This window comes from Flammeovirgaceae bacterium, from assembly GCA_015180985.1.
GTDB lineage: Bacteria > Bacteroidota > Bacteroidia > Cytophagales > Cyclobacteriaceae > UBA2336.
In genome coordinates, this window is record CP054185.1 from 965343 (window position 1) to 990656 (window position 25314).

27 protein-coding genes are annotated in these 25314 nt (G+C 46.4%); 6 read left to right on the forward strand and 21 right to left on the reverse strand.

Annotated elements, in window-relative coordinates:
- Nucleotides 1-31 precede the first annotated feature (31 nt).
- A complete protein-coding gene (locus HRU69_04580; GenBank protein ID QOI96812.1) occupies nt 32-1591 on the reverse strand; it encodes a PD40 domain-containing protein in 1560 nt (519 codons plus the stop codon).
- 129 nt (nt 1592-1720) lie between these two features.
- Here HRU69_04580 and HRU69_04585 point away from each other — a divergent pair, with 129 nt between their 5' ends.
- Nucleotides 1721-2461 carry a 1-(5-phosphoribosyl)-5-[(5-phosphoribosylamino)methylideneamino] imidazole-4-carboxamide isomerase gene (locus tag HRU69_04585; protein QOI96813.1) on the forward strand — a complete coding sequence of 247 codons (741 nt, stop codon included), beginning with the start codon at nt 1721-1723 and terminating at the stop codon, nt 2459-2461.
- Nucleotides 2462-2530: 69 nt separating this feature from the next.
- On the opposite strand, the gene HRU69_04590 is transcribed toward HRU69_04585, so the two are convergent.
- From HRU69_04590 to HRU69_04600, 3 genes are all read right to left on the reverse strand, one after another.
- On the reverse strand, nt 2531-3154 hold the full coding sequence (locus HRU69_04590) for a hypothetical protein (protein ID QOI96814.1): 624 nt from the start codon (nt 3152-3154) through the stop codon (nt 2531-2533).
- A gap of 54 nt (nt 3155-3208) precedes the next feature.
- Nucleotides 3209-5608: a TonB-dependent receptor plug domain-containing protein gene (locus HRU69_04595; protein QOI96815.1), complete on the reverse strand. Its 2400-nt coding sequence runs from the start codon at nt 5606-5608 to the stop codon at nt 3209-3211.
- A gap of 61 nt (nt 5609-5669) precedes the next feature.
- Nucleotides 5670-5999 carry a hypothetical protein gene (locus HRU69_04600; protein QOI96816.1) on the reverse strand — a complete coding sequence of 110 codons (330 nt, stop codon included), beginning with the start codon at nt 5997-5999 and terminating at the stop codon, nt 5670-5672.
- A gap of 141 nt (nt 6000-6140) precedes the next feature.
- Here HRU69_04600 and HRU69_04605 point away from each other — a divergent pair, with 141 nt between their 5' ends.
- Both HRU69_04605 and HRU69_04610 read left to right on the forward strand, forming a co-directional pair.
- Complete coding sequence (locus tag HRU69_04605; GenBank protein QOI96817.1) at nt 6141-6473, forward strand: tRNA-binding protein; 333 nt, start codon at nt 6141-6143, stop codon at nt 6471-6473.
- Between the two features lie 2 nt (nt 6474-6475).
- Complete coding sequence (locus tag HRU69_04610; GenBank protein QOI96818.1) at nt 6476-8905, forward strand: bifunctional UDP-N-acetylmuramoyl-tripeptide:D-alanyl-D-alanine ligase/alanine racemase; 2430 nt, start codon at nt 6476-6478, stop codon at nt 8903-8905.
- 25 nt (nt 8906-8930) lie between these two features.
- On the opposite strand, the gene HRU69_04615 is transcribed toward HRU69_04610, so the two are convergent.
- From HRU69_04615 to HRU69_04640, 6 genes are all read right to left on the reverse strand, one after another.
- Nucleotides 8931-9422 carry a 4-diphosphocytidyl-2C-methyl-D-erythritol kinase gene (locus HRU69_04615; GenBank protein ID QOI96819.1) on the reverse strand — a complete coding sequence of 164 codons (492 nt, stop codon included), beginning with the start codon at nt 9420-9422 and terminating at the stop codon, nt 8931-8933.
- Entirely contained in the window at nt 9423-10409 is a 987-nt protein-coding gene (locus HRU69_04620) for a Dam family site-specific DNA-(adenine-N6)-methyltransferase (protein ID QOI96820.1), read from the reverse strand.
- Nucleotides 10410-10432: 23 nt separating this feature from the next.
- Nucleotides 10433-11572 (reverse strand): Fic family protein, encoded by a 1140-nt coding sequence (locus tag HRU69_04625; GenBank protein ID QOI96821.1) that lies wholly within the window; start codon nt 11570-11572, stop codon nt 10433-10435.
- A 117-nt stretch (nt 11573-11689) separates the two neighbouring features.
- The gene (locus HRU69_04630) at nt 11690-11917 is read right to left on the reverse strand and encodes a hypothetical protein (GenBank protein ID QOI96822.1); all 228 of its coding nucleotides are present in this window, start codon (nt 11915-11917) and stop codon (nt 11690-11692) included.
- A complete protein-coding gene (locus HRU69_04635; GenBank protein QOI96823.1) occupies nt 11892-12428 on the reverse strand; it encodes a HEPN domain-containing protein in 537 nt (178 codons plus the stop codon). The genes HRU69_04630 and HRU69_04635 overlap by 26 nt, the downstream gene beginning before the upstream one ends.
- 19 nt (nt 12429-12447) lie before the next feature.
- Complete coding sequence (locus HRU69_04640) at nt 12448-12597, reverse strand: hypothetical protein (GenBank protein ID QOI96824.1); 150 nt, start codon at nt 12595-12597, stop codon at nt 12448-12450.
- A gap of 110 nt (nt 12598-12707) precedes the next feature.
- Here HRU69_04640 and HRU69_04645 point away from each other — a divergent pair, with 110 nt between their 5' ends.
- The 3 genes from HRU69_04645 to HRU69_04655 are packed head-to-tail and all read left to right on the forward strand — an operon-like array spanning nt 12708 to nt 15451.
- The gene (locus HRU69_04645; GenBank protein ID QOI98822.1) at nt 12708-12911 is read left to right on the forward strand and encodes a ferrous iron transport protein A; all 204 of its coding nucleotides are present in this window, start codon (nt 12708-12710) and stop codon (nt 12909-12911) included.
- The gene (feoB, locus tag HRU69_04650) at nt 12911-15019 is read left to right on the forward strand and encodes a ferrous iron transport protein B (GenBank protein QOI96825.1); all 2109 of its coding nucleotides are present in this window, start codon (nt 12911-12913) and stop codon (nt 15017-15019) included. Before HRU69_04645 ends, feoB begins: the two co-directional genes overlap by 1 nt.
- 54 nt (nt 15020-15073) lie before the next feature.
- Nucleotides 15074-15451 (forward strand): TerB family tellurite resistance protein, encoded by a 378-nt coding sequence (locus tag HRU69_04655; GenBank protein QOI96826.1) that lies wholly within the window; start codon nt 15074-15076, stop codon nt 15449-15451.
- 52 nt (nt 15452-15503) lie between these two features.
- Here the strand turns inward: HRU69_04655 and HRU69_04660 are convergent, their stop codons facing one another.
- From HRU69_04660 to HRU69_04710, 11 genes are all read right to left on the reverse strand, one after another.
- A complete protein-coding gene (locus tag HRU69_04660) occupies nt 15504-16037 on the reverse strand; it encodes an OmpH family outer membrane protein (GenBank protein QOI96827.1) in 534 nt (177 codons plus the stop codon).
- Between the two features lie 22 nt (nt 16038-16059).
- Nucleotides 16060-16596: an OmpH family outer membrane protein gene (locus HRU69_04665; GenBank protein QOI96828.1), complete on the reverse strand. Its 537-nt coding sequence runs from the start codon at nt 16594-16596 to the stop codon at nt 16060-16062.
- Nucleotides 16597-16600: 4 nt separating this feature from the next.
- Complete coding sequence (locus tag HRU69_04670; GenBank protein QOI96829.1) at nt 16601-19288, reverse strand: BamA/TamA family outer membrane protein; 2688 nt, start codon at nt 19286-19288, stop codon at nt 16601-16603.
- Nucleotides 19289-20041 carry an isoprenyl transferase gene (locus HRU69_04675; protein ID QOI96830.1) on the reverse strand — a complete coding sequence of 251 codons (753 nt, stop codon included), beginning with the start codon at nt 20039-20041 and terminating at the stop codon, nt 19289-19291.
- A 46-nt stretch (nt 20042-20087) separates the two neighbouring features.
- Entirely contained in the window at nt 20088-20774 is a 687-nt protein-coding gene (locus HRU69_04680) for an outer membrane beta-barrel protein (GenBank protein QOI96831.1), read from the reverse strand.
- Nucleotides 20771-21826: a hypothetical protein gene (locus tag HRU69_04685; protein QOI96832.1), complete on the reverse strand. Its 1056-nt coding sequence runs from the start codon at nt 21824-21826 to the stop codon at nt 20771-20773. The genes HRU69_04680 and HRU69_04685 overlap by 4 nt, the downstream gene beginning before the upstream one ends.
- Before the next feature lie 47 nt (nt 21827-21873).
- Nucleotides 21874-22749 (reverse strand): NAD kinase, encoded by an 876-nt coding sequence (locus HRU69_04690; protein ID QOI96833.1) that lies wholly within the window; start codon nt 22747-22749, stop codon nt 21874-21876.
- A gap of 91 nt (nt 22750-22840) precedes the next feature.
- Nucleotides 22841-23506, reverse strand: a complete 666-nt coding sequence (locus HRU69_04695; GenBank protein QOI96834.1) for a CBS domain-containing protein — start codon at nt 23504-23506, stop codon at nt 22841-22843.
- Between the two features lie 26 nt (nt 23507-23532).
- The gene (locus HRU69_04700; protein QOI96835.1) at nt 23533-24285 is read right to left on the reverse strand and encodes an alpha/beta hydrolase; all 753 of its coding nucleotides are present in this window, start codon (nt 24283-24285) and stop codon (nt 23533-23535) included.
- A 59-nt stretch (nt 24286-24344) separates the two neighbouring features.
- On the reverse strand, nt 24345-24857 hold the full coding sequence (locus HRU69_04705; GenBank protein ID QOI96836.1) for a CvpA family protein: 513 nt from the start codon (nt 24855-24857) through the stop codon (nt 24345-24347).
- Nucleotides 24854-25306, reverse strand: coding sequence for a GatB/YqeY domain-containing protein (locus HRU69_04710; GenBank protein ID QOI96837.1), 453 nt, complete (start codon nt 25304-25306; stop codon nt 24854-24856). The genes HRU69_04705 and HRU69_04710 overlap by 4 nt, the downstream gene beginning before the upstream one ends.
- Nucleotides 25307-25314: the final 8 nt, after the last annotated feature.

The window sequence follows — 25314 nt, forward strand, 5'->3', positions numbered from 1 at the left end:
GCACGGCTTTTACAGCAGCCGCAAATTGCGGTTATGGACGTTTCGGTTTCACCACAAGTCTAACTTGTGTTTTGCGGTTTTCAATAATTGCCTCGGGCCTGGCATTAGTAAAATAGCGCAAGGCGCTGGTATCAACGCCAAGTGCTGCCAGTTGCTTCATTACTTCTTCGGCCTGCTTGTTTGTTCGGTTGTTATGCCATGTGCGCTGCACCACTACACTGTCGCGCTGGTACAACTGGCCCAGCGAATCAATGTCGTTCAATTGAATGATTACAGAGTCCAGGGCAAGTTCCGTCAGGTCGGCATTACTTTGTACAGAGTCCTCCTGGTAGCCAAGCAGCAATACCTGAAGTTCGTATGAGAACTGCGGGTTGCCTTTTAGCAGGCGCGAGAGTCTTCGTAATTCCGAATCGGCATCATTAAGTTGGCTTGAATTGGGTTTGAAGCCAAGCGCATCCAGTTCCAGCTCATCACCTACAGCCAGCGGTTTTAGGGCTGTACTGATGCGTTGAACGTTCAAGTTAGGATTATTGGTTAGGTCAAACCGTTTAGAAAAATAGGTATAGTTGCCACTTTCCGGATCGATGGATAACTCATATACGGAGCCTTCCTTCAGGTACACAAAATAACTGCCATCTTTAGCATCAGGTCTTCCGCTGTAAAACCGGTTATTGGTTTTTATGTCGGTTACAGAAACGTAAGCCGGCACCATAGTGCCTGAAATTTCAGTTACGGTTCCTTCCAGTTTCATTACACCGCGGGGCCTGAGTTCATCCGGGAACAGGTACTCCACTAATTCACTTTTCGATTTTCCGGGGCTGTCGCGTAGCAAATACCGGCCATTCGAAGCGACACTGACAAACTGATCATCCTTTTCGGTGTTTACAAAATCAAGCGGTACGGGGGCCGACCAATTGCCGTCTTTCAGTTTAGTCACGAATAAATCCATACCGCCCTTAGTAGGCGATAATTTATCGGAAGAAAAAATCAACGTTTCGGCATCGGCCATAATGCGCGGAGTTTGCGAGTTGCCGGTATTGATGTGAGCAGGTAATTCAACAGGCTCTGCCCAACGGCCTCCTGCTCCTTTCTTTGAGAAAAACAGCTTGCAGTTTTCGGCTTTATTGGCGTCCATTTTTTCGCAGCGCATAAAATAAATCGTATTTCCATCGGGTGTAAGCGAAGGGCAGCCTTCATGGCTTTTGGTGTTGACGGGCAGAAACATATTTTCAAGTTCACCCCACGAGTTGGCCTTGAGGTTGCCTTGCCAGATGTCGTACCCCCCAACCCCGCCCGATTTAATAGACGTAATGTAGATGGTTTTACCATCAGCACTAAGGGCATAACCCCTTTTATAATTCAGCGGGTTATTGATGTGCCTGGGCATGGCCACCGGCTCCTTCCAATCGCCACCCTGGCGTTGGGTGTAGAAAATGGTTAGTTGGTTTCCCTCTGCATAGTCAGACATGTAAATAAGCGTGCTTCCATCGGCACTGATAAACGGGGCCGAAACATTTATTGACGGGTGGTTAATGGTCATCGGTAGTTTGCGCACTTTAGCTTGTGCGTAAATGCCAAATGCAATAAACATTCCGAACACGATTGAACAACACGCCTTCATATGCTCTAAAATTAATTAAATCTTTACGCAAAATCATTGCCACATCTTCGGGGTTCTTTCAATTCGAAATTGTAACTTGGCCATCCGGTTTTGTTAAGAATGATTCAGGTAATTCCATCCATTGCCATCCGTAAGGGCCAGGTTGTTAAAATGCGCAAGGGCGATCCGGCCAGCGAGAAAGCCTATGGCGAAAATCCGCTTGACCTGGCCAAGCGTTTTGAAGATCATGGCATTGAAGTAGTTCATCTGGTTGACCTGGATGGTGCGGAGCGGGGCGCACCCGTAAACTATCACATTGTAGAACAAATTGCCGGTTATACCGATTTGAAAATTGATTTTACCGGAGGCATTTCAACCGATGGGGATATCAGCAAGGCCTACGAAGCCGGTGCGGACTATATTACGGCTTCCAGTATCGCTATAGCTAACCCTGAGTTATTTGCTTCCTGGATAATGTCGTATGGCCGCGAGAAGATCACGCTCGGTGCAGATGTTACGGATATCACCACCAAAAAACTGTTGTTCAGAGGCTGGCAGAAGAAATCGGAGCTGACTTTGTTTGAACACCTCGACTATTTTTATTCGCGAGGCCTGAAGTATGTTAAGTCAACCGATGTGTCGCGCGATGGCGTACTGGAAGGTCCTGCATTTGGATTCTACCAGGAAATCCGCGAACGCTTCCCGGAAATTTGTGTGCTGGCCAGCGGTGGTGTGCGCGGCATTGACGACATTAAGCGGCTTAATGACATGGGCATTTTTGCCGTAATCTTCGGCAAGGCATATTACGAAGGCATACTAAAACTGAAAGACCTGGAACAATTTATTGCGCATGCCAGGTGAGTTATGACGGAGTTTCGCTCCTTCATCATTGCTGAATTTTACGGTTACCCCCTTGTGTAGTAACCTGGCCTACGACAAATAAACAGTCAGCACAAACGTAATGTCAACATCCGTTTCACCATCTAACGAAGTGGATGTGCCGGATTTAATTCCAGGCTGGTGCTTCAATACAATGCGGAATGACTTATCGGATACCTCTACGTTGTCGGTCGTCCAGCGGGTTAATAATCCAAGGGGCCTGCCATTGGTATCTTCGTCCAAATAGTTGATGTCGTCAACCGGAGTGGAGGGATTGTCCTTAATATTTCCTGATCCGGTAGGTGTGGAAAAAACGCCTGTGGAAAACCTGAAGAAAAACTGGTGTTCATCGGCCTCTTCTTCAATTTCAGCAGTCAGGTTATACCCGTCATCAGTCGGGTCAAGTAATCCGTTAAACAACTCGATGGAAAGATCGTAGGTTGTTGACTGCATGAGCTCGATGGGTCCGTCAGCCACCAAATCCTGAGGGCCGTTGCCATCCGGATCGGTTGCAGTAACCACTACGGCACTACCACCTGCAATGGGTGTAAAAGTAAGTTTAACCTGGGTAATCAGTTCGGGAACATCTTCCCTTGCAGGGTCATCATCGCAACCCGAAAGAATGAGACTGCCGGCAACCGACAGGAAGAGAAGCAGGTGTTTGGCTGAATTCATACATCAAATAGTTAATGCAACATTGTTGCAATAATAATCAGATTTTTGTGAATCTCAAAAACTTAATTTGAGCGATAAAGCAATATTGCGTCCTACCTCATCGGCATAGTAACGCATGCGGTTGGTGTATTCGCGGTAGGCATTGTTTAGCAGGTTCGTGGCCCGAAGGCGCACATCCAGTTTTGAGTTGCCCAGTTTATGTGAAAAACCGGCCTGCAGGTTCAGCAGAAAATAGGCCGGTGGAGCTGCGACAAAGTCAAAATTCCGATTATCATTTTCAAACGGATCTTCCTGTTGTGCATAGGCATCCAGTATTTCATCAACGCTCACTACACGCGGGGCCCTGCGCTGTTCATCAACAAAGGTACCCCAGGCTTCAATTGAAAAAGTTTGGCCGGCTGTCTGCATTTCTTTTCGCCATTCAGCACCTAGTTCATAACGGTTGGTCGGAACATAAATCAGGTAATCGTTATTTGTGCGATCGGCTGCCCGTAGTAGCGAAACCTTACCGGATACTGAAAACTTTGTAGTGGGAGTTAGTTTTCCAAACAGATCAGCTCCTAAAAAAGTGGCATCGGTTTGTGTGTAATGGAAGAAAGGGTAAACACCCCGTACCGTTTGGGTAACGCCATAGGGCTTCAGGTAGATGTAGTTAAAAATATAGTTTGCATGACCGGTAATTTCAGCAGTAAACCAATTTTTAGAAATGCGCCAGGTGTTCACCCATTTCAGTGCTTTTTCGTTTTGGAAGTCCACCGAGTTAAAATCAAGCACTTCTCCGGTAGCCAGGTCAAGCAGCAGGCCGTATTCAATGGCGGCTGCACTTTGGTGTACACCAAAGCTGTATAATTCCGATACGTGGGGTGGGCGCCACGAACTGGCCAGGTTGGTGGTAAATACACCACGGTTGCCTAAGGTGCGCGAAGCACCAAACGAAAAACTGGCATTGCCGAAGGAATAGGAATCGGTATAACTCCGGTTGGCAAAATCAAAACCGGCCACATCGTAATGCCGGTAATCATAACGGGCGCCAAAATCAACCAACCAGGTTTGAAGGGTTAATTTACCAACGTAAAACACTCCACCCGTCAGACTGGTGAAGTCAGGTATAAACGGGATGCGCTGTGTGCCCGGCACATTGTTGTTTACCTGCATCATGGCATTAATGCCGGCATTTGATAAGAATTTTTTTGAAGCGTGTTGCTGCCATTCCATATCCAGCGTATTCGTGAACAGATCGAGATCAATGGCAGGCGCGTTATTCAATGATGCTCTGCGGATATCAAATTCCTGCCGGGTGTTGTACTGAAAGCCGTATTGAAATTTGAAATCGCCATACCCAGAATGGAGATGACCCTTTACTTTTAACAAATTATGAGCAACCACCTGACGTGGATTTTCAATGGTGTAGGCAAACGGTTGCGTAAATTGCGGAGGCTCCCGCTTCATAGCATTGCGTAAATCTTCGGTGCTGCTGATAGAGCTTCCTTTCAGAATGCCAAGTTCCGTTTGAAACCGGCTGAAGAATACATCAATACCTTTTGCTTCCTTATGGATACCGGCCGCGAGCGAAAAGTTGAATTCGGTAAAGCCGGTATTGCTCAGGTTATAGGCTGGTGTATGGCTGTCACCTGATTTTCTTCCTGTACCCTGTACCCGCCAGCCGAAGCCCTTAACTTTTTCGCTGCCGCCTTCCACCATGCCTGAGATAGTACCTGCCCGTCCATTTGTTTGCGCTACCAGATTTATTTCACCGCCAATTCCTTTTTGTTCCGGTAAATCAGCCGGATTAACGACAACAACACCACCCAAGGCATCGGTTCCATACTTTATGGCCGAAGCATCTTTGATGATAATGATATTGGAAGCGATGAATGGATCAATCTCCGGAGCATGTTCAGCGCCCCATTGCTGTCCTTCCTGCCGGATGCCGTTATTTAACATAAGGATGCGCTGGCTGTGCAGCCCGTGAATAACCGGTTTAAAAATGGAGGGTCCCGTTTGAATACTGGATACACCGGAAATTTTTTTCAAGGCCTCTCCCAAGGATTGTCCGCGTGTTTGGTCCAACGCATTTCCGGTAAGTGTTGCCTGGTTGTTTGTTCTGGTCACATGCTCAAAGTGATCGTGTACTTCAACCACCTCAAGCATTGTTTTTTGTATAACCAATACAACTTTCAGGGTGCTGGTTTCGGGGATTGTAAATGATGCCTCGAATGGATTAAAACCTACAAACCGGATGCGGATTGAATACTTTCCTTTACAAAGCTTATCGAACTGAAACCGACCCTGATCATCGGTAACCGTTATGCCACTGGTAATTAATTCAACCGTTGCTCCGGCCAGTATTTCTGACGTTTCGGTAGTTACTGTACCCGATAGTTTGTAAGTACACGGCTGGCCTTTTGCACCGGCATAGAACAACAAAAGCAAAATGACGTAAGTGAGTTTCACGTAATGCAACAATGTTGCAAATTTAAAACATTGTTATGTAAAGCAGGGAGCTTATGAAAATTTAATCTACAATATCCGATAGTTTAAACCGCTGGATGATGTAGTAAAGAAAATTAAACGACAGGATGTCGTCTTGCGGATTTTCGTTCTTGGTATCAGATTTACGGGAAGCAGAAGGCTTTATGGTTACCGAATCGCGCACAACCTCGCGGTTGCTGAAAGAGGGTTTATTATAATTGGCTTTGCTGCTCTCCGCTTCGGTGGTCTCCAGTTGTTCGGTGCGGTCATTCCGCAGCGGACCAAGTTCCTCCTGCGCCACTGCCTTGCTTGCCCACCCCATACACATGAGGAAGGCACCAAATACAAGGGTGCGTGGGAACAGGTTTTTCATCGGTTGGTGAAGTGTAAACGCAGAATTTTTGACTTCTGTTACAGGAAAGGTAAAAATTTAGTTTGGAGTTGCCGTCCGGAATTAGACGAATTACCGGTGACAATAGACAAAAAGGCGATTTTTAGCTCTATTTTTGGCTTTATGACCATTTCCTGGGAAGATTTTTTGAAAGTGGATATGCGTGCCGGTACGGTAGTTCGTGCTGAACCTTTTCCACGGGCCCATAAGCCGGCCATTAAACTATGGGTTGATTTGGGCGAACTGGGCATTAAAAAATCCAGCGCCCAACTTACCGCACTTTATACTCCCGAAGAACTGGTGGGCAAACGTGTAATCTGCGTAGTTAACTTTCCGCCACGGCAAATTGCCGATTTCATGTCGGAAGTGCTGGTTACGGGCTTCCCCGATGAACAAAACCGAGTTGTATTATCAACCCTTGAGCGGCCCGTACCCAACGGAGCCCGTTTGTTTTAGCTATGAAATTTTCAGACCTGCCGTTAATAACCGGAGGAACCCTCGTTTCGCTTCATCGTGACCAGGCGCTAACTACGCTTATTACCGATAGCCGCAAAGCCGTAGTAGCCGAAGGATCGGTTTTCTTTGCCGTAAGTGGTGAGCGGCACGATGGCCATGCATTTGTGCGATCAGTATATGAAGCGGGCATCCGGCAATTTGTTGTGGAGCATAATTTCGATTGGAAAAACTATCCGTCAGCCAATGTGCTGAGGGTTACCTCTGCGGTGCGGGCGCTTCAGCAAATAGCGGCCCATCACCGGCAGCAGTTTTCGTTGCCGGTTATTGGCATTACCGGCAGCAACGGGAAGACCATCGTAAAAGAATGGCTGTACCAGTTGCTTGCCCCCGACTACACCATTGTTAAAAATCCGGGCAGCTATAATTCACAAATCGGGGTGCCGCTTTCGGTATGGCAGATTGAGCCCCATCACCAGCTTGGCATTTTTGAGGCCGGCATCAGCAAGCCAGGTGAAATGGAACACCTGGAGGCCATAATAAAACCCACCTATGGGATTTTTACAACCATTGGTTCGGCACACGATGAATTTTTCGAAAACCGGCAGCAAAAGATTAATGAAAAACTGAAATTATTCAGGCACGTTAAAAAACTTATCTACTCCACCGATTATGCCGAGCTTCACCAGCAGATAAAGCAAGATAATATCCCCGCCTTCAGTTGGGGAACTTCAGCGGAGGCGGACATCCCGGTGCGAAAGGAGGCTGGTGGGCTTTCCGTTTTATGGAAAGCCCGGTGGCACACTATTCAGCTTCCATTTACCGATGAAGCCGGTATTGAAAATGCCATGCACGGGGTTGCGTTGCTGCTGCTGCTGGGGTATGAACTTAAGCAGATTCAGAAGCGGCTCCTGCTGCTGCGGTCAGTGCCCATGCGGTTGGAAGTAAAAGAAGGCATTAACAACTGCCTGATTATTAATGATGCTTATAATAACGATTTGGCCGGCCTGCAAATAAGCCTGGATTTTCTGGCGCACCAGAGGCAACGCAGCAAACGAACGGTTATCCTTTCCGATATTCTGCAATCAGGACTTAATGAAGAAAAGCTGGCACAGACCATTGCCGGTAAAGTTGCTGCCAGCGGAGTGCAACGGCTTATTGGAATTGGCAGCGGGTTGAGCGCTCACCAAAAGTATTTTACGATTCCCTCTGTTTTTTATTCATCCACTGAAGAATTCATAAGCCGGTTTTCAACCATTCCGTTTTCGGACGAAGTAGTTCTTGTAAAAGGTTCGCGCCCATTCCAGTTCGAAAAGATTGCCGCCTTGCTGCAGCGCAAGGTTCATGGAACCGTATTGGAAATTGATTTGGGTGCAGTGGTACACAACCTTAACTTTTTCAAATCGAAATTGAAGGCCGAAACAAAACTCATGGTAATGGTGAAAGCCCTGGCGTATGGCAGCGGCAGTGTACAACTGGCCGGTTTGTTGCAATACCATCGTGTGCATTACCTGGGTGTTGCCTATGCAGACGAAGGCGCTGACCTTCGCCAGAACAACATTGTTATTCCGATTATGGTGATGAACCCGTCACCGGAAAGTTTTGAGAGTTTAATGAACCATAAGCTGGAGCCTTCCATTTATGGGTTGCCGGTTCTGAAAGAACTAATCCGTTTTTTGAACGGCCGGCCAATGACGATTCACATCAAACTGAATACAGGCATGCACCGTCTCGGCTTTGATGAAGACAATCTGCCGGAACTGCTGGCCATATTAGCCAAGCACGATAACCTTAACATCGCATCGGTGTTCAGCCATTTGTCAGGTGCAGACGATGAGCAGTTTGATTCATTCACTGCATTACAGGCCGGGCGGTTTCAGGCAATGAGCACAAAACTTGAGCAAGTAATAAAACAGAAACCCCTGCTACACCTGGTAAATACAGCCGGCATACTGCGCTTTCCGCAATACCATTTCGATATGGTGCGGCTTGGCATTGGGCTGTATGGCGTGGAACCTGTTGCAGCAGAAAGCAACCTGAAGCAGGCCGTAACCCTTAAAACAACCATTTCGCAAATCCGCAACATCAAAGCTGGCGAAAGTGTGGGCTATTCCCGCAAAGGGATTTCTGACAAAGAGAGAACTATTGCCACCATTGCCATTGGTTATGCTGATGGATACAGCCGCGCATTTGGCAATGGAAAGGGCATTGTTCTGGTAAACGGAAAGCGTGCACCCGTGGTGGGCAACGTGTGCATGGACATGACCATGATTGATGTTACCGGTATTAACGCCCGCGAAGGCGACAATGTGATAATTTTTGGTAACGGGCTGCCTGTTACCGAAGTGGCCGAACGGATTGGAACCATTCCATACGAAATACTAACCAGCACCAGCGATCGGGTAAGACGTGTATTTGTGGCCGAAGGGATTTGATGAAGAAAATAATGCATGAAATCACTTACCTGGTAAAGGTTTGATTGGCCCAGGTAAAAAACTCAACCAGACTGAAGACCCGGATTTCTTTGTTACCGTTCTTCTCGGTGGTGTATTTCCGTTGACTGACCGCACCTTTCAACCAGTTAAGGGCACCGGCTTTCCAGCCGGCTCCATCAATCAAAATCAGAATAGACGTTTCGGGCATGGCCTCGATGGCATTCAGGTACAGGTACGGCAGTTTTTCATCTACCGAGCCGGCCACCTGCTGCCACTTGCATTCGATGCGCATTTGCAACTGATATTTTTTGGAGAGAAGCAAAAACTCGGTGTTTCCGCGGTGCCCGTAAATTGTGGTAAAGGGTACGTTTTCAAGCAACAATTCTTCACCAAATTTTTCTTTTTGTTTTTCCCACAGCCGGTAATTAACCAATTGAAATCCTTTTCCGGTTAACACGGTTTTTACGGCCACTTCAAGCTGGTTTCCGGTAATGTTGCTTTTTGTTCCCTTTTCCATCTAGCCTACCGCATAGTTGGTAACGATGATTTCATTAATTGCCCCACGCTTTTTCGGGTTGGAGTTGATCAGGCGTTTGGCGGGAACCCGGGCAATATGAAAACCCCGGTACAGGTCATCAAAAAACGTGTCTTTCCGATCATGGTTTTTTGGGTCCGAATTGCTGAGCATCACCTTAGCTCCCTTCCTATCCAACTGCTTAAAAAGCCGGGCAAGTTGTACCTGCTCAGTATCGGCAAAAGTCTGCCGGCTGTAGGAAGTAAAGTTTGCTGTTTTGCTGAGGGGCCGGTAGGGCGGATCGAAGTAAACGAACGATTGGGCCTTTAAATCGGAAATCACCTGCCGGAAGTCGGCCCGTTTTATCTCGGCAAGTTGCAGCACGCGGTGTACGGCCACCAGGTTTTGTTCATCGCAAATAGTGGGGTTCACGTAATCACCGGCCGGTGAATTGAATTCGCCTTTTGAGTTTACCCGGTACAGGCCGTTATAGCAGGTGCGGTTGAGAAAGATTAACTGAGCCGCCCGTGGAAACCATTGTTCGGAATAGGTGTCGTAATCAATGTTGAACCGCTGCAGGTTGTAGTTCGTGCGCTGGTCGTAGTAAAACGCAGTGCGTTGCTTTTTATCCAGTTTCAGGTAATTTTTCTGGTAGCGGTATAAAAAGTCAAGCAGCCTGGCAACATCCTGCTGGATGACGCGGTAGGTCAGAATAAGTTCTTCGTTGATGTCATACAGGTAGGCGCTGTCAATGCCGTACTGCTGGGCGATGTTGAAGAAAACCGCACCGCTGCCCAGAAAGGGCTCGTAAAAGGTTTTCAGTTTTTGTTGCCGGAGTTGTTTGGGGTAGAACTGTTGAAATTTTTCGATAAGCTGCCCCTTGCCCCCGGCCCATTTTAAGAAGGGTTTGGCTGCGGCCTTATCCGGAAGAGTAGGCTTTTGCCCTGCCAATTCATTGATAATGATTTTACTTTCTTTTGAGGGAGCCATTATTTGGTGCGAAGGTATGAACCTTAACGTTTGAAGATGGTAAAATATTCCTCAAAGGCAAACAAGCGGTTGCGCTTAGCACCCGTCATTTCATTTAAAATACGCAGACGCATAAAATCATCTAATAATTTGTATGCTGAAACCAACGATAATCGGGTAACACGTGAAACTTCTTCTGCATCAACAATAGGCCGCTGATACAAATAATCCAAGAGTACTTTTGCGGAATTGATTTTCTTTCCCAGTTGATAAATTCTTTTTTCTTCACAATCTTTTTTCAGCGCGAGGAGATCTTTTAACGCCTGCGAAGCACTTGATGACGTCTCCAATACACCTTTAAGAAAAAATTTTACCCACCCCAGCAGATCGTTGTGTGTACGCACTCGCGTTAAATAGTCGTAGTAAAATGTTTTGTTTTTTTCGAAGAAATCAGAGAGGTAAAGAACGGGTTTTTGTAAAATTCCTTTGTCCACCATAAATAAAGTTATCATTAGCCGGCCGATTCGACCGTTGCCATCCAGAAAGGGGTGAATGGTTTCGAACTGGTAATGAGCAACAGCGATTTGCATCAGGCTGGTCAAACCGTTCTCTTCGTTATGCAAAAAATTTTCCAGGTCACCCATAAGGGCTTCAACCTCTTCGTGAGGTGGCGGTATAAACACTGCGGTCCTGATGGAAGATCCGCCTATCCAGTTTTGGCTCCTGCGAAATTCACCTGGCAGTTTATGCCTGCCCCGTACGCCACTTAGCAATGTGGCATGTGCCTGCTTAAGCAAGCGGGAAGAGATGGGCAAAGCGGGCAGCGATGCTATGGCGTCATTAAGTGCATGAATGTAGTTGTTTACTTCTTTCCAGTCATCGCGTCTTTCGGGGTGAATATCCGTTTCGTTCAACATGGCTTCCTCCATATTGGTTTGTGTTCCCTCTATTCGGCTGGATACTGTAGCCTCTTTGGCAACGTACATCCTGATAAAATGGTCAATATTGGGTATTTGGTGTGAGTAGGCATCCAGTTGACCAATTGCAATAGCTGATTTCTCCGCCAGCCGGGTGAGTTCATGGTCTGTCCATGACCACGTTGTATTGATTAGTTCAGGAATAAATGACTTATAATCAATTACTTCCCGAAAAAAGCCGGATTTATAATGGTCTATTACCTTCATGTAGAAACTTAAGTAAAATTTATATTATTTAAGTTTAAGTACTATAAAGTTAAATAATAAAAGTCTTATTTAACCTTTGTAAAAACACAATTTTGGCCTCAGATAGGCCTATTTTTGTTAAAGGCTTGGATTGAACTGCTGAAATTTTTCGATAAGCTGCCCCTTGCCCTCAGCCCATTTTAAGAAGGGTTTGGCTGCGGCCAATACCGAAGCAGCAGATTTTTGGGCAACCATATGTTGTGTGCTATTTTTTCTTTTTTGGCTGGACATCAGCTGAAATGACTGACAGATTTTATTTTGGCTGTAAAAATATACTAGTTTAAAAGTCTTGAGTAAACGATTCATTTTGATTAAATAATGCATCTTTTGATGATCCTTTTGCGATCGTTTTCACCAACTCTGTATTTATTGAACATTGCTCCAAAATCTCACGAAATACCAAATCATATTCGTGGAGATTGAAACAAACATTTATTAAAGGTGCTTTACCAAACCTTATCAAGGTACCCGATTTTTCTTTACTAACTAACTTAATTTGGACAGCTTGCCCATTTAAACTGTCCGGATACCTCATCTCCTCAAAGGTTTGAAGAGCTTCAATAAATTTTCGTCTAATTTTGGGATCAAGTTTTCTTTCAGAGCAATGTTTATTGTAGATATTCGAAAGGTTATGTCCGTATTTTTTCATATTTGGATCCTTAGTTGATTTGACGATACTAATCTTTAGAATAAATTCAAATGCTCTGTGGGCATTAATGCCAACGGTGTTAAAGTAACCAGCGTGAAATGCATATCTGCCGAGGATATAGTGCTCAATTCCAGTCGTAGTCATTTCTGAAAGCATAGCCTCTATCATCGTTAGCTAACTTGTAACCTTACCCGCACCCCAAATTCTTCTTCAGGTCGCGGTCGGGTAAAATGCCGTACCCGGTGTAACCATCGGTTTCGGGTGTACGCTCAGGCAGTTTTGTTTTCTCTTTCGTTGCTATCTTCTTTTTTCCTTTAACCGGTTTTTTCTCTTTCATAATTATCAAAGCTAACAACTGATGCCCATCATTGCACGGCAAAGGCCGGCCCTCTATATTTGCCTTGTTTAAAATAAATCTAAATAAGCGTGAGCCGCACCATTGCCACAATGAAAACTGGCGAAATGGCCATAATTTCCGGGTTTTTAGACGAATACCTGTCAGTAAAACTCATGGAAATGGGTTGCCTGCCCGGGGCAACGGTTCGGTTTAATTTTACCGCCCCCCTGGGCGACCCGGTGTGCATTACGGTTGCCGGCTACGAACTTTCGCTGCGGCTGGAGGAGGCCTCCACGGTGTTAATTATCAACTGATGACAAGGAGGCTAATTGTTGCGCTGGCGGGTAATCCCAATTCGGGTAAGTCATCGTTGTTCAATCACCTTACGGGTCTCAATCAGCATACGGCAAATTTTCCGGGTGTAACGGTTGAGAAACATACCGGTACCTGCCGGATGCCTGATGGAACTACTGCCGAAATAGTTGATTTGCCTGGCATTTACAGTTTGTACCCGCGTAGTTTAGATGAGCGCATTGTTTCGGAAGTATTGCTCAACCACCGCTCGCCCGAGTGCCCCGATGTGGTGGTGGTTATTGCCGATGCCACCAACCTGAAACGCGGACTGCTGCTGCTAACGCAGATTATGGATGTGGGCCTGCCCACCGTACTTGCATTGAACATGATGGACCTTGCCGCACGCGCAGGCGTTAGTTACGACATCCAGTTGCTGGGTAAGCGATTGGATATTCCGGTAGTGCCCATCAACGCCCGGACAGGCAGTGGTGTAGATGAGTTAAAGCAAACGTTACTACGAAAACTCAACCCCGCTGACCAACCGGTGTTCAGGATATACGATGAAGCCCGACCCGCGGTAAATGAGCTCAGGGAAAAACTTGGTGTAGATAATGACTATGAAGCCTACCAGTTTTTAGAACAACCGCATGGCCTGCAGTTTCTTTCAGCTCATGACCGCCACGTTGTTGAGGAAGTGCGGCAGCGGCATCATATTTTCCCCGGTAAATTTCACGGAGCTGAAACAATTACCCGGTATAGTTTTATTCAGCATTTGCTGGAAGAAGTTACCCTGAAGCCGGCTGATGAAGGATGGAAAAAATATTCATACCGACTGGATAAAATTTTAACTCATAAATACTGGGGCATACTCATTTTCATGGCGGTGCTCTTCCTGATTTTTCAATCCATTTTTTCATGGGCAACTATCCCCATGGATTTGATTGACGGCTGGTTTGCTTCACTGAGCAACTCCCTGGAAGACCATTTACCGGATGGCCCGGCAACCCACCTGCTTACGGAGGGCGTTATCCCGGGCATTGGGGGCATTGTGATTTTTGTGCCGCAGATTGCCATTTTATTTGCCTTTATTTCCATACTCGAAGAGAGTGGTTACATGGCACGCGTGGTGTTTATGATGGACAAAGTGATGCGCAGGTTCGGCCTGAATGGAAGAAGCGTGGTGCCGCTCATGTCGGGTGTGGCCTGCGCTATTCCGGCCATCCTTTCTACCCGTATGATCGACAACTGGAAGGAGCGGATCATTACTATCCTGGTAACTCCGCTGATGAGCTGCTCGGCCCGCATTCCGGTGTTCACGATTTTAATTGCGTTAATCGTTCCGCAGAAAACCCTTTTCGGGTTCTTCAACTTGCAGGGGCTGATGTTAATGGGTTTATACCTGCTGGGGTTTGCAGCCGCCTTACTTTCAGCCTGGGCAATCAGCAAACTGATAAAAGTAAAGGAGCGCAGTTTCCTGCTGATGGAATTGCCAACATACCGGGTGCCCAAGTGGTCGAACGTGGGGTACACCCTTGTGGATAAAACCAAGGCGTTTGTATGGGAGGCAGGCAAAATCATCATGGCCATATCCATTATTCTTTGGGTGCTGGCCAGCTATGGCCCTGGCGATAAACTGGAAAATGCGCGTGAATATGTTTTACAGGATGCCGCGAACTTACGGCTAACCGAACAAGGGTTGGAAGATCGTATTGCTGCGTACAAACTGGAGCATTCCTACGCAGGGATTATCGGTAAAGCCATGGAACCGGTTATCAGGCCGTTGGGGTACGATTGGAAAATCGGCATCGCGTTGCTTACCAGCTTTGCCGCCCGCGAAGTATTTGTAGGTACCATGGCCACCATTTACAGCATAGGCAGCACCGAGGACCAGTCATCTATTAAAAGCCGTATGCAGGATGAAGTAAACCCCGACACCGGTGGCCCGCGGTTTACATTTGCGGTGGGGTTATCGTTGTTGTTGTTCTATACATTTGCTATGCAATGCATGAGTACCCTGGCCGTGGTGTATCGCGAAACCAAAAGCTGGAGGTGGCCGCTAATCCAGTTGGTTTACATGAGCGCGCTTGCCTATGTTTCGGCCCTTATGGCTTTTCAGTTACTAAACTGAATTTGCGGCTTTCACGCAAAATTGCCTTATCTTTAAAAAACCAAGTATTATCCAATGAGCAACGACTATCAGTTTGGTTTGTTATACCTGGTGCACTTGCTGGTAAGTGCCGATGGTGTTATTGATGATAACGAGCGCACGGCATTACAGCATATAAAAAAACGTGAGGGGATATCGGATGAGATTTTTGCAAAGTTTGAGCATGACATAAAAACACGTAAAGAGCGGGATATTTACCAAACAGGTATCGAGCGGTTAAATAATTGTTCGGACGATGAAAAGCTTAAAGCCTTTGTTCTTCTTTACAAGATGTCGGAGGTAGATGGACGGGTTCACGTTAAAGAAGTGCGCTTGTTACTATACTCAATAAAAATGGCCGGGATAGAGTTTGACGATGTGGTAAGCGCAGCGGCCAATGCCCCTTCGTTGTAAAATAAAAGCCCCGCCAACAGCAGGGCCTTTTCATCCTTCAAAACAGCAGAAGTTATTTGTTAGCCTGTGGTTTCGGGGTGATCCCCATTTTTTTAAGCACCAGGTCAGAGATGTCAATTTTTTCATCGGCATAGAGTACTACATCCAGGCCGCTAATCTGGTTATTGATAATGAGTGAGTACCCGTGTTCTTTTGCCGTTTCTTCAATAGCCTTGCCCACTTTCGTATAAACAGGTTCCATCAGTTGGCTTTGCTTCTTTTGAAAATTGGCCTGTGAATCCTGCTGCAACTTTTCAATGTTGGCTTGCATTTGCTGCAGTTCACGCTCGGTATTCTGGCGAACGGCATCCGGAACGGTAGATCCATACTGCTGGTATTCGGCTAACTTTTTCTGAAACTCAGCTACTTTGGTGTCGATCTGATTTTTCAGTTGAGTTTGTAAGGACTGAAGTTCTGATTCAATTTGTTTTGCTTCCGGCATTTGGCTGAAAATATACTCCACATCAGCATAGCCGATTTTGTGCGTTTGTGCTTGCGCGATTTGCGTGGCGAATCCGAAAGCAAGTAAATAGACAAGTGTTCTCATCACAGTAAAGTTAAATCAATAGTTAGTTTTTTATTTTATCATTGGCATCGCCTAAACCCAATTCATCCAGTACAAAGTCAGTATAATCATAGCGGGGATCGGTATAAATCATCACCAGTTCGCCCGATTTATCAAAAACAATGGCGAGGTTGTTTTTCTTGGCAACTTTATCCACGGCATCCCACACTTTGTCCTGAATGGGCTTTATTAATTCCTGTTTTTTTAAAAAGTACAAGCCGCCAAATCCGAAAACCTTTTTTTGGTATTCCTTCAAATCGGCCTCTTTCTTATGGATGAAATCAAGTCGTTCCTTGCGCATGGCATCAGTCAGCAAAACCTGTTCGGCCTGCAATGCACTGTAAAGCCCCTCAATGTTTTTCATCATCGTTTGAATTTCTTTTTCCCACAATTCCGAAAGCCGGTTTATTTCATCCTGGGCTTTTTTGTATTCGGGCATCTTATTCAGGATAAAATCCGTATCGATGTAACCGAACCGTTGAGCCTGGACAAAATTCAGGCCGAAAATGACAAAAAATATCGGAATAAGGTAAAACCGCATGTTTTTAACGGATTTGCTGGCCAATGGTAAACTGAAACTTGGAGCCGCCCACGGGGTTATCCGAACCAAGCGGGAAGGGATCAAACGGCAAGCCCCAGTTTAAACCGATTAGCCCGAAAGCCGGCATAAAAATACGAACGCCAAATCCGGCTGCTTTGTATAAAGAGTAGGGATTAAAATCCTGGTAATTGTTCCAGTTATTTCCGGCCTCAGCAAATAAAAATCCGTAAATGGTGGCTGCGTTACTGGTGGTAATGGGATAGCGCAACTCCATGCCCATTTTGGTATAGACAATGCCACCCCTGACGGAATTGTCCAAGGAAGTATACGGTGGTGTAATCTGGTTATCATCATAACCGCGTAACCCGATAACATCCTGACCCAACACAAAGGATCCAAAACCACCGGCAAGCCCGGCACCACCCAGGTAGAATCGTTCAAAGGGGGTGTAATCAAGTTTTGAGGTGTAGCGTCCGATAAATCCGAAATGCGCTTTGGCTTCAAATACAAGTTTATTCTTCCGGTCGAGGGGTATGTAATACTTCGCATCGAACATGATTTTGTAATACTCTACCCACTTATAAATTTCTTCACTGGTGGCTGTTTCGTAGTTAATGTTGCGCCAGGACGAAAAGGGAGGTGTAAATGTGCCACTTAACGAAATGGTAGACCCTTGCGAAGGATACATCGGGTTATCAATGCTGTTGCGCGCAATGGTGGTGTTGAGGGTAATGGAGTTAGATGTACAGTTTACGCAACCGGGAATAAAGTTGGGCGCATTACGAAGATCATAGATGGTGAAGGACAACGAGTTGGCCAGCGTAAAATAATTATCGGGCCAGTTTAATACGCGGCCCAACCCGACTGAAATATTGCTAACGCCAATTTTGGTTTCGATTTCACGAATCACGCCACTGCTGTCGGCACGATTATAAAACTGCCTTGATAATGATTTATTGGCGCTGATGGAAAATGATTGCGGCTTACGGCCGCCAAGCCAGGGCTCACTAAATGAGACGCTGTAGTTTTGAAAATTTCTTCCGTTTGCCTGTATCCGAAGGGATAACCGCTGGCCATCGCCCACCGGAAGCGGCCTCCACTTACTGGGGTTGGTAATGTTGCGGGCCGAGAAATTGTTGAACGTTAATCCCACCGTACCGATGAAACCAAAGGCTCCGCCCCAGCCTCCGGAGAGTTCAATTTGATCATTGGATTGTTCCTCCACCTGCCACTCCACATCAACCGTACCCGTTGCGGGGTTGGGTGTCAGGTTGGGATTGATAGTCTGCGGATTGAAGTAGCCAAGCTGGCCCAGTTTCTGTTGGGTACGTATGATATCGGAGCGTCTGAATTTCTGCCCCGGCAATGTATAAAGTTCACGTCTGATAACGTGGTCGCTGGTTCGTTCGTTGCCGGAAATCAGCACTTCGTTAATGGTAGCCTGTTCGCCTTCGTAAATACGCATCTCCACATCAATGGAGTCACCGCCTACCGCATATTCAACCGGGTTAATTCTGAAAAACAGGTAGCCATCGTCCATATAAAGCCCGCTGATGTCGGCTCCTTTGGGGTTGAAGGTGAGTTTTTTATCGATGAGTTCGCGGTTGTACACATCGCCTTTTTTAATGCCCAGAATGGCGTTTAATGTTTTATCGGTGTGGATGTAATTGCCCGTCCAGATGATGTTGCGGAAATAATACTTGTTTCCTTCCTCTACACGCAGGTCAATATTAATCGTTCGCCTGTCGTTGGCAAACACCGTGTCGGCCACGATTTCGGCATCGCGGTATCCTTTGGAGTTGTAAAAGGCAATTATTTTCTGCTTATCATCTTCATAGTCGTTTTGAACAAACTTTGAGCCTTTGAAAACATTAAGTTGAATGTTCTGGCTAAAGGCTTCGCGCACTTCATTCCAGGTTACTGCGTACGAAGTATCCAGAAACGCTTTTACATCGGAGGTATTAAAAGCCAGTAATTTTCGCAAGGCGGTGCGATGCAATTCAATGCGTGGGTACTCGCTGGTTGATTTCATTTTTGCTTTCAGGGTATTGTCCGAAAACTTCTCGTTGTCAATAAAACGAATGCGGTTGATTTTAACTTTCGAACCGGTGTTTATGCTAATTCGCAGCCGGATACCATCGGTCAGGGAATCGCGTTCCTGAACCACCCTTACCTCGGTGTTGAGGTAGCCCTTTTTTACGAAGAATTTTCGCACCGCCAGTTCGGTGTTCCGAATCATGGCATCGTTAACAATCTTTCCCCGGATAAGTGTCAGATCTTCTTTGAGTGAAGACTGTTGTGATTTGTTGATGCCTGTAAAATAAAAGTTGGTAAGCCGCGGCCGTTCGGCTAGTTGTACAGTCAGCCAGACATTGCCGCCTTCAATTTGCTTTACGGCTATGGTGGCATCGCCAATGAGCCCGTGTTTCCAGAGTTTGCGTATGGCGCCCGAAATGGCGTCACCGGGAATTTTAATTTTATCTCCAACACGCAACCCGGTAAGGGAAACCATGGCGTTGGGGTCGAGTATTTTAAGGCCGGTAACGTCAATGCCGGCAATGGTGTATTCCGAAGGATTCGTATAATTCAGGTTGTTATCAACGGCCGATGAACGTTCGCGGCTGCGCCTGAACTGACCGCTCGCTTCCCATCCAATTGTTACCAGCCACAAAATCAGCAATACAATTCTCATTCAGTTTACCGGATTCAGTTGTTCGCTTGTTTTACCAAATCTGCGTTCGCGCTGCTGGTATGACCAAATGGCTTCGTACAGGTGTTCTTTACGAAAGTCCGGCCACAGCGTAGGCGTAATATAGAGTTCCGTATAGGCTATTTGCCACAGCAGAAAATTGCTGACGCGCATTTCACCACTGGTACGGATGAGCAATTCCGGGTCGGGAATGCCGGCCGTGGTCAGGTAGCGTTCAAAAACCACTTCGGTTATCGATTCGGCTTTCAGTTTCCCGGTTTCAATGTCTCTTCCTGCTGCTTTTGCGGCCTCTGCAATTTCCCAACGGCCGCTGTAACTGAGCGCCAGCATCAATACCAGTCCGTTATTTTCTTTGGTCATGTTCACAGCCCATTTCAGGTTTTCCTGGCAGTTTTCCGGAAGGTGGGATGTATCGCCAATGGTTAATAGTTTTACCTGATTTTCCATCAGGGTGCTGATTTCCTGCCTGAGGGTATTCACGAGTAATTCCATCAGGCCTTCAACCTCTTCTTTGGGTCGTCCCCAGTTTTCGGTCGAGAATGCATATAAGGTCAGGTATTTAATACCCAACTCGCCACAGGCTTCGGTTACTTCGCGCACGGCCTGCACGGCATTTCGGTGACCGAAAATGCGCATGGCGCCTTTCTTTTTTGCCCACCGGCCGTTGCCATCCATGATGATGGCGATATGCCTGGGTAGCCGTGTAAAGTCAATATGTTCTTTAAAAGAGGCCACAAGGGGGGCAAAATTAGCTTATTTTACCAATTCATTTTTAACCTTACTATTTATAAGGATTGGTCGGGCAGGGGATGTCGTAAAATGTGCGTGTTACCGTTATGCCAACAAAAAAGTAGTTGTCGTTATCGTTCGGATTTCCGTATCGGTAATTCTTCTGAGTCTGATCTCCTCCGCTGATATTATCCAGGTAATCGAAGAAAGTTTTCCGGATACCGACCTCAAATGAAATGTAGTGCTTGGGGTTAACAATGTATTTAAAGCCGCCTCCGAAAGGTATTGCCCCCTGAACATTGCTGTACTCCACAGGTTTAATGTCGTAACCGGAAATTCCGAACAACCCAAACCCAGCGAAAAGATAGGGGGTATAACGCATGGGCCGTTTACTATCGCGCCAGTCGAGAAAATGGTATTCAAAGCCGAGAGCGGCCTCAAAAAGAAAAATATCAAAAGAAGCGTTACGCATGCGTGCAGCTGCATCAAGAGGCACTTCTGTTGCTCCGAGTTTTCCAAACGAAATGGTTGAACGCAGGCTAACCACCTTGCTGATGTTGTTGCGATAAAAAATGGTGCCAGCCGGTTCCAGGTTCGAAACAGAGAAAGTTCGCACCAGGTCACCTGTGTAATTAAATGTGCCTATACCAAATCCGACCTCAGAGCGCTGGGCAATTAACGATGTTGACAATACGGCTAATAGAGCGGGGAGTGTGCGCTTACCTAATTTTAGCATCATCTGAATTTAGCCCGGTGGAAAGTTTTCCCGAGTATGTATGTCAGGCGAACAGTGGTTACCATATACACATCGCGGTTGCTGTTATTGCCGCGAAGGTTATCGGGGTGTTCGGTTCCATAACCGGCTAACACGTTGTAGGTTTGTCCATCACGCCCTGTGTAGGTGTAATTTGGTGTTGCTACTTCGTTGCTGCGGTACGACATTGCCCGTGCCAGTGTATTATCAAATACTCCTAAGTCGACATAATTGCCGCTTACATCATCGAGGTAGTCGGTAAACGTGTACCGGAATCCAAACTCAGCCGCTAAGTCCATCACTTCATTTATTCTGAAACGAGCGCCAACGCCAAATGGTATGGAGGGCTGAATTCTTTTGTATGGCTTTATGCCATAGTTAACATCGGTGGGGTTCAGGTTGGCAAACTGGCCCTCGGTACCAAGGGGCTGCAAGTCAACCCATTGGCCTTTTTTACCAGTTGGATTGCCGGCCGCATCAAATTCAGGAGCCTGCGCCTGTGGGTTGTGGTGGAAAACGGCAATACCCGCATAAACATACGGTGTCCATTTTACCCGGCTGATGTAGGTGGCCTGATTCTCCCAAAGGTCAACCTGGGCGACAACGGATAATTCTTTAATTCGATTTCGGAAGGATAAGTTGCGGTTGTAGCGGAATACTCCGTTTTCTGTGTCGCCCTGATCAGCCGATTCAACATCAGCCCCGCGAATGCCACCGTACGTGAAAGCTGCCTGTAATTGATAACGCGGGCCAAACCGATGGGTAAAGGATACACCAATAGCAGGCCTTGTAAAGCCCAGGTCGGTACTTACCCGTTTTGGAGAGGGGGATAAATCGCCATAATAATTGAGGGCATTAAGTGAGATACCCAGCGCGTTGTATACTTTGTCTTTGCCGAAATGGGATTTTTTGCCCCGAAAACTGGCAATTCGCTTGTTGTTTTTCTTTATGTTTCTACGGTTCATCTGCCCATAGGCTTCCTCGTATCCAAGCGAGAGGAATAGATACGCAACAAGTAGGTAAATCAGTTTCCGCATACCGAGTAAGTCTTTAGCAATCAGTGAACTACAAATCTAAGAAAAAATCAATTCCTAATATCCAATCCCCAGTTAAGCTTTTGGCGCAGGGTTTTGAAAAAATGCTGCCCTTTTAGCTGAATGAGATTGGCCTTGAAATCAGCCTTTACCACCTTCAACTTTACCGTGTCATCAATCTCGGCATAGCGCGAGTCCAACGTAACCAGGAATTTCTTTATCCGCCCCTCTACCTGAAAAGTAATCGCAGAGGTATCGGCCACTACAATTGGCCGCACGGTAAGGTTATGCGGGCTGACCGGGGTAATAACGAAATTCCCTGAACGGGGAAACACCAGCGGCCCCCCACAACTAAGCGAGTAACCGGTTGAACCGGTTGGGGTTGCCACAATAATGCCGTCTGACCAGTAGCTGTTTAAGAAGGCGCCATCAATAAATGTATGAACGGTTATCATGGAGGAGGCCCCCTTTTTCATCAGCGTAAAATCATTGAGGGCGAAGTTTAACCGGCCAAAAATTTTTTTATTCGATTCCAGTTTTAAAATAGCTCGCTTATCCAGCGAAAAGTCGCTATCAAAAACTTTAAGCAGGGCATGTTCTGTTTCGGTTTGGCTAATCGTAGCCAAAAAGCCGAGCCGGCCAGTGTTAATTCCCAGTATCGGGATTTCGTACGGTCCGATATACGTTACGCTTTCAAGCAGGGTACCATCGCCACCAATGCTGAGAAAAGCATGCAGCTTTTTCAGGCTAGCGCCATGCGAAAAGGTTTTCCATTTAAAACTTCTGAACGCTGCGGCAGACAAAAGCTGTGAAAATTTATCGGAAACATATAAATCAACTTTATGTTTCTGCAGTAACCCGAAGATGCTGCGTATAAATGGAACAGACTGGCGGTTGAATTCCTTACCGTGGACACCAATTTTCATAGGCAACGCGGTTTGTTTAGGGCTGGCCAGTTGATGAGTGAAATAGAAATAAAGGTACAAGGATTTACCGACAGTTAAAACCTTGTATAAATCAGATGTCAAGGTAGCGCAGCAGCATATCGATGCGCTCTTTTTCGGAACCAACCGGTTTCGATTCCTGATAACGCCCGATTACTTTATAACCAAAACGTTCCAGGGTAGCTACTATTCGCGAAAGGTCGAGTTGATTCAGTTTTAACGTAAGCCGGATTTTGCCGGGATCGGCAGGGTCTTCTTTAACGATACTGCTAAGAATTTTTGCACGATTCTCTTCGATAAGCCGGCTGATTTCGGCCATCGAGTAATCGGTGTGGTTCATGTATAACACCAAAATACCCCCCGGCATCTGAACTGCAGCTGATTGTGCAAATGAAGCGAGGGTATCCTGTACGGTAATTACGCCAGCATAGTGCCCGGCATCGTCCAGTACAGCCACCATTTGCAATTTGTGTTCGGATGCGGTCTTTAAGATGTCGTAAAAATGGGTATTAAGGGATACGTGGCAGGCTGAACCAACCAGGTCAAAATCGCCAACTTTGCGTTCAATGTTATTGCTTTCCAGGATGATTTCTTCGGAGATAAAACCAAGTAGCCGGCCGTCTTTTACTACCGGCATGTGGTGGCAGCGGAATTCATCCATCCACACAATGGCTTTATGCGCATCGTCATCCGCCTTGAGCGGAGGAATCATGTGGTTGATTAAATCTTCGGCTATCACAAAGCAAATCGTTTCACATAAATACGCTAATTCATCAAAAAGTCTTCCACCAGTGTGTTAAATTTTTCCGGGTGTTCCATCATGGGCGCGTGGCAACATTTATCAATAAACCGGAGGGTTGAGTTTGGAATGAGGCGGTTAAACTCATGGGCAACCATGGCTGGGGTAATGGTGTCGTTGAGCCCCCATATTAACAACGTGGGGGTATGAATGTTTGTTATTTCAGTTGCCAGGTTATTGCGCTGGGCTGATTTTGCAATGGCCACAATCCGTAAACATTTCGGAATGCTGTTGGTGGTTTCGAAAACCTCGTCCACCAGTTCTTTGGTGGCTACGGCCGGATCGTAAAAGGTGTAGGCCACCCGCTCCCGTATGTATTCATAGTTGCCGCGTTTTGGGTAGGAACCACCCATTGAATCCTCAAATAATCCGGAACTACCGGTTAGTATAAGTTTGGTAACTTTTCCAGGATTCTTCAGGGTATAAACCAGCGCAATGTGACCCCCCAGGCTGTTGCCCATGATAATCATCTTATCCAGTTTTTTCAACGCAACAAATTCTTCCAGAAAATTGCGCAACCCTTCAAGGCCCGCATCCTTAATAGGCATTTCGTATATCGGCAGCATGGGAATAACCACTCTGAAGTTTTTTGCAAAGCGGTTTACAACACCCTCCCAGTTGCTGAGGGCACCAAAAAGGCCATGTAACAGCAACAGCGTTTGTCCGGTACCCTCATCCACAAACCGGAATCCTTGTTCATCTTTAACCGTTAGCGCCATACAGCCTTTTTACAACCAAAAAGTAGTGAAAAAAAATTCAACTGAAACAGCCTGTTAGGCTATTCTGTGCCGGGCCTGAACAGATCGGAAAAGGCGGGCATAAACTCCCCTATCCAATGAGTGGTTTTTGGGGCAAAATTGGCAACAAATCCGTAAAGCGATGACTCGTTGCGCCAGTGGCCGGGCAACTCCAGTGAGACAGATTCGGTAAGCCACAACATGATGCTTATCATGAAAATAGTTTTTACTGAACCCAGCAGTGCACCGGCTGCCTGGTCGGCCCGACCCAGGGTAGTTTTTTCGAGCGAGGAACGAAGCAGGGAGCCCAGTAGTCTTACAATTACCGCAATGAGTACAAAAACAAGTGCGAATGCGGCATAGGGCAGTATGCGGGAATCAATTTCGTAATACAACGACAGCTTAACCATAACAATGCCCATTAACTTAAATCCGCCCAGCACACCTAAAAAGATAGCCAACAACGAAAAGAGCGAATACAAAAAACCTTTCTGATAACCGGCTACAGCGCCTACCAGAATGATGATCGCCAGCATAACATCAAGGATATTCAAGGCTGCAGGAGTTTTTTCGCCAGTTCGGAAATAAGTTTTCCGTCAGCCTGCCCGGCCAGTTTTTTGGTGGCCGCGCCCATTACTTTACCCATGTCCTGAGGTCCTTTTGCGCCAACCTCGGCTATTACTTTTTTTACCTCGGCAACAAGTTCATCTTCTGAAAGTTGTTTGGGCAAATACCGGCTAATAACCTGTAATTGAAAAAGTTCTTTCTCGGCCAGGTCGGCACGGCCCTGCTGCTGAAAAATTTCGGCCGACTCTTTGCGTTGCTTGGCGGCTTTCATCAGCAGTTTGTTTTCAGCTTCGCCTGATATGTCGGTGGCCGCACCTTTCTCCGTTTCGGCCAGCAGGATTAACGACTTGATTCCGCGCAGCGCCTCAAGTTCTTCTTTGTTCTTGGCCAGCATGGCAGTTTTAATATCCGCATCGATTTTGTTTTTGAGGCTCATGGAAGTTT

What these genes read in the sequence shown, in the direction of transcription:
- HRU69_04615 (QOI96819.1), bottom strand. Translation starts at nt 9,422, where the DNA reads ATGGAAAAGGGAACAAAAAGCAACATTACCGGAAACCAGCTTGAAGTG.
- HRU69_04580 (QOI96812.1), bottom strand. Translation starts at nt 1,591, where the DNA reads ATGTTTATTGCATTTGGCATTTACGCACAAGCTAAAGTGCGCAAACTA.
- HRU69_04665 (QOI96828.1), bottom strand. Translation starts at nt 16,596, where the DNA reads ATGCGGTTTTACCTTATTCCGATATTTTTTGTCATTTTCGGCCTGAAT.
- feoB (QOI96825.1), top strand. Translation starts at nt 12,911, where the DNA reads ATGACAAGGAGGCTAATTGTTGCGCTGGCGGGTAATCCCAATTCGGGT.
- HRU69_04690 (QOI96833.1), bottom strand. Translation starts at nt 22,749, where the DNA reads ATGAAAATTGGTGTCCACGGTAAGGAATTCAACCGCCAGTCTGTTCCA.
- HRU69_04680 (QOI96831.1), bottom strand. Translation starts at nt 20,774, where the DNA reads ATGATGCTAAAATTAGGTAAGCGCACACTCCCCGCTCTATTAGCCGTA.
- HRU69_04660 (QOI96827.1), bottom strand. Translation starts at nt 16,037, where the DNA reads ATGAGAACACTTGTCTATTTACTTGCTTTCGGATTCGCCACGCAAATC.
- HRU69_04630 (QOI96822.1), bottom strand. Translation starts at nt 11,917, where the DNA reads ATGAATCGTTTACTCAAGACTTTTAAACTAGTATATTTTTACAGCCAA.
- HRU69_04685 (QOI96832.1), bottom strand. Translation starts at nt 21,826, where the DNA reads ATGCGGAAACTGATTTACCTACTTGTTGCGTATCTATTCCTCTCGCTT.
- HRU69_04625 (QOI96821.1), bottom strand. Translation starts at nt 11,572, where the DNA reads ATGAAGGTAATAGACCATTATAAATCCGGCTTTTTTCGGGAAGTAATT.
- HRU69_04610 (QOI96818.1), top strand. Translation starts at nt 6,476, where the DNA reads ATGAAATTTTCAGACCTGCCGTTAATAACCGGAGGAACCCTCGTTTCG.
- HRU69_04620 (QOI96820.1), bottom strand. Translation starts at nt 10,409, where the DNA reads ATGGCTCCCTCAAAAGAAAGTAAAATCATTATCAATGAATTGGCAGGG.
- HRU69_04645 (QOI98822.1), top strand. Translation starts at nt 12,708, where the DNA reads ATGAAAACTGGCGAAATGGCCATAATTTCCGGGTTTTTAGACGAATAC.
- HRU69_04590 (QOI96814.1), bottom strand. Translation starts at nt 3,154, where the DNA reads ATGAATTCAGCCAAACACCTGCTTCTCTTCCTGTCGGTTGCCGGCAGT.
- HRU69_04600 (QOI96816.1), bottom strand. Translation starts at nt 5,999, where the DNA reads ATGAAAAACCTGTTCCCACGCACCCTTGTATTTGGTGCCTTCCTCATG.
- HRU69_04670 (QOI96829.1), bottom strand. Translation starts at nt 19,288, where the DNA reads ATGAGAATTGTATTGCTGATTTTGTGGCTGGTAACAATTGGATGGGAA.
- HRU69_04635 (QOI96823.1), bottom strand. Translation starts at nt 12,428, where the DNA reads ATGATAGAGGCTATGCTTTCAGAAATGACTACGACTGGAATTGAGCAC.
- HRU69_04700 (QOI96835.1), bottom strand. Translation starts at nt 24,285, where the DNA reads ATGGCGCTAACGGTTAAAGATGAACAAGGATTCCGGTTTGTGGATGAG.
- HRU69_04710 (QOI96837.1), bottom strand. Translation starts at nt 25,306, where the DNA reads ATGAGCCTCAAAAACAAAATCGATGCGGATATTAAAACTGCCATGCTG.
- HRU69_04640 (QOI96824.1), bottom strand. Translation starts at nt 12,597, where the DNA reads ATGAAAGAGAAAAAACCGGTTAAAGGAAAAAAGAAGATAGCAACGAAA.
- HRU69_04585 (QOI96813.1), top strand. Translation starts at nt 1,721, where the DNA reads ATGATTCAGGTAATTCCATCCATTGCCATCCGTAAGGGCCAGGTTGTT.
- HRU69_04605 (QOI96817.1), top strand. Translation starts at nt 6,141, where the DNA reads ATGACCATTTCCTGGGAAGATTTTTTGAAAGTGGATATGCGTGCCGGT.
- HRU69_04655 (QOI96826.1), top strand. Translation starts at nt 15,074, where the DNA reads ATGAGCAACGACTATCAGTTTGGTTTGTTATACCTGGTGCACTTGCTG.